Raw genomic sequence first — 3,118 nt, forward strand, 5'->3', positions numbered from 1 at the left:
CCGCAGCCACCGGCGCGCCCCATCCAGGTCGCGCTCATCGAAAGCATGTCCGGCCCCTTCGCCAACACCGGCGAGGCGGTGTTCCGCAACGTGCTGTGGGCCACCGAGCGCGTGAACGCGCGCGGCGGCGTGCGCCTGCCCACCGCGGCCGGCGGTGCCCGCCCCCTGGCGATCGAGCGCTACGACAGCAAGGGCCAGAACGAAGAGGCCCTGTCCGCCCTGCGCGCGGCCATCGACGACGGCGCGCGCATCATCCTGCAGGGCAACTCGTCGGCCACTGCCGCCGTGCTGATCGAGGCCATCAACAAGCACAACGAGCGCGAGCCGGGCAAGCGCGTGCTGTTCCTCAACTACTCGGCCGTCGATCCCATCCTCACCAACGAAAAGTGCAGCTTCTGGCACTTTCGCTTCGACGCCCACGCCGACATGCGCATGGCCGCGCTCATGGACGTGATCCGCGAGGACAAGGCCCTGAAGAGCGTGTACCTCATCGGGCAGGACTACAGCTTCGGCCAGGCCGTACTGCGCGAGGCCAGGAAGCAGCTGGCCGTCCAGCGCCCCGACGTCGCCGTGGTGGGCGACGAGCTGCACCCCGTCGGCCGCGTGAAGGACTTCGCCCCCTACGCCGTCAAGATCAAGGCCAGCGGCGCCCAGGCCGTCGTCACCGGCAACTGGGGCAACGACCTCACCCTGCTCGTCAAGGCCGCGCGCGAGGTCGGCTACGACGGCATGTTCTACACCTTCTACGGCAACGCCCTGGGCGCGCCCGCCGCGCTCGGCGATGCCGGCGTGGGCAAGGTCGTGGCCGTGGCCGACTGGCTGCCCAACGTGCCGGGCGCGCAGAGCGAGGCCTTCTACCGCTCCTTCCGCCAGCGCTTCCCGCAGCCCGCCGACGACTACGTGCACATGCGCATGCAGCTCATGGTGGAGACCCTCGCCCAGTCCATCGAGCGCGCCGGCAGCACCGACGCCACCGCCGTCGCCCGCGCCATGGAAACCGCGAAGGTGCAGCTGAACGGCCAGGCCGGCACCATGCGCGCGGCCGACCACCAGTTCCAGCAGCCCCTGGCCGTGGGCGTGATGGACCGGCAGGGCGCGCCCGGCGTGCCGTTCGACGTGGAGGGTTCGGGCTATGGGTTTCGCGTGGTGCGCCAGATCGCCGCGGAGAAGGCGGAGCAGCCGCAGAGCTGCAAGATGGTGCGGCCGTGATTCCCTGCGGGGGACCAGGGCGGCCCGAGTCCGGATCGCGGGGATGGTTGGGCCGCTAGCCCTTGATCCGCCGCAGCACCATCGGCGCTCCATCCACCCCATCCCCCCGCCGCAACACCAGCACCTCGCCCGACGCCGGGTAAACCCCTGTCAATGCCGTGATGTTGACCTGGTGCGTCACCCACGCCTCGACCTGCCCGGCGGGCACTGCCGCCAGCGCTTTCCGCAGCGCTGCGGTCTGCGCGCCTTGGGTGTCCCCGCCATCGAAGAACGAATTCAACGCCTCCCACGGTTCCATCTGGCCGAAGGCCAGCATGGCGGTGTCCTGGCAGCGGCACCAGGCGCTGGAGCGCACCCGCTGGGGCGCCAGGCCTTGCTGCTTCAGCAGTGTCCCGATGCGCTGGGCCTGCGCGCGCCCTTCGGCGCTGAGGTTGCGTTGCGTGCTGCATTGACCCAGGGCGAAGCCGGGTGGATCGCCCGTGCCGGGGTCGGTCTGCGCATGCCGCATCAGCAGCACGGTGCCGGTCTCGGTGGCGGCGTAGGAGGAGGTGGCGGTGGAGAACAGGGCGCCAGCCAGGCTGGCGGCCGATCCCAGGCGCAGGAGTTGACGGCGTTGCATGCGGTCCATTGTGGCCCCCGAAGCGGGGAGCGCTCGCTTTTTTCTTCCGCCGGGTTTTGCTACCGCGCCGCGTTCACTTCGCGCCCCAGCTCGATCACGGCCATGGCGTAATAGCTCGACCAGTTGTAGCGCGTGACGGCATAGAAGTTCTCGGTGCCCGCGTAGAAGACGGGCGATCCAACCCCGTTCTGCAGTTCCACCAGGGCCAGTGGGCCGCGGTGGGTGGCGCCGTCGCCCTGCACCAGTGCGCCCAGTTCGGCCATGCGGGCCACGGTGAAGGTGGGCAGGATGTCGGGGGCCAGCAGGTCTTCGAGGCGCAGCCGGGCGGGGTCGAATTCGACGGCATAGTGCGTGGGCATGCCGGTGGTCCAGCCGTGGCCCTTGAAGTAGTTGGCGACCGAGCCGATGGCGTCAGCGGGGCTGTTGAAGAGGTCGATGCGGCCGTCGCCGTCGAAGTCCACCGCGTAGCGCGCCCAGCTGGAGGGCATGAACTGGCCCAGGCCCATGGCGCCGGCGTAGCTGCCGCGCGGCTCCAGCGGGTCGGCGTTGGTGCGCTGCATGAGGCTCAGGAACTGCTCCAGCTCGCCCCGGAAGAACGCCACGCGCTCGGCCGCGCGCGGGTGGGCCATGGGAAAGTCGAACGACAGGGTGGCCAGCGCGTCAATGACGCGGAAGTTGCCCATCTGCTGGCCGTAGATGGTTTCCACGCCGATGATGCCGACGATCATTTCCGCCGGCACGCCGTATTCGCGCTCGGCGCGGGCCAGCGTGTCGGCGTTGTCGTGCCAGAAGCGCACGCCCGCGCGGATGCGCACGGGCTCGACGAAGCGGCTGCGGTACACGCGCCAGTTCTTGGGCGTGCCGGGCGGCGGCGGCAGCATGAGGCGCGGCACCTGGCTCAGAAAGCGCGCTTGGCCAATGGCCTGGCGCACCCATTCGCGGTCCAGGTCGCGGCGCGCGGCGATGTCGTCGGCGAACTGCATGGCATCGGCGCGCTGGTCGTAGAAGATCGCCGGCTGCGGGGCCGTGGCCGGGGCTCGGGGCGGGTTTTTCTTGACGGGCTTTTGGGCGATGGCACCCGGGGACAGGAGGGCGGCGGCGATCAGCAGCAGGGCGTGGCGAAGGAGGGCGAAAGAGGGCATGGGGCGGTCAAGGGGTCGGCGGCTGGTGCGCCGGCCAGGGCAGGCGGCGCAGGTCGCGCCGCAGGTCAGCCAGGGCGGTGGCCGGTTCGGGCGCGTAGGCGGGTGTGTTCCCAGGCGCAGCAGCCAGTCGGCGATGGGCGCGCTGGCG

General features: G+C 70.7%; 3 protein-coding genes. 1 reads left to right on the forward strand and 2 read right to left on the reverse strand.

Annotated elements, in window-relative coordinates; all coding sequences use genetic code 11:
* On the forward strand, positions 1–1,209 hold a 1,209-nt coding region (locus tag AC27KI_RS21725), incomplete at its 5' end, for a branched-chain amino acid ABC transporter substrate-binding protein (protein WP_487115777.1).
* A 55-nt stretch (positions 1,210–1,264) separates the two neighbouring features.
* Here the strand turns inward: AC27KI_RS21725 and AC27KI_RS21730 are convergent.
* On the reverse strand, positions 1,265–1,828 hold the full coding sequence (locus tag AC27KI_RS21730; protein WP_487090709.1) for a histidine phosphatase family protein: 564 nt from the start codon (positions 1,826–1,828) through the stop codon (positions 1,265–1,267).
* A gap of 59 nt (positions 1,829–1,887) precedes the next feature.
* The gene (gene mltB, locus AC27KI_RS21735) at positions 1,888–2,970 is read right to left on the reverse strand and encodes a lytic murein transglycosylase B (protein WP_487090710.1); all 1,083 of its coding nucleotides are present in this window, start codon (positions 2,968–2,970) and stop codon (positions 1,888–1,890) included.
* Between the last annotated feature and the right edge of the window lie 148 nt (positions 2,971–3,118).

Source organism: Acidovorax sp. KPB24-03, from assembly GCF_057546605.1.

Coding starts and splice junctions, on each gene's coding strand:
- AC27KI_RS21730 (WP_487090709.1), bottom strand. CDS start 1,828: ATGCAACGCCGTCAACTCCTGCGCCTGGGATCGGCCGCCAGCCTGGCT.
- mltB (WP_487090710.1), bottom strand. CDS start 2,970: ATGCCCTCTTTCGCCCTCCTTCGCCACGCCCTGCTGCTGATCGCCGCC.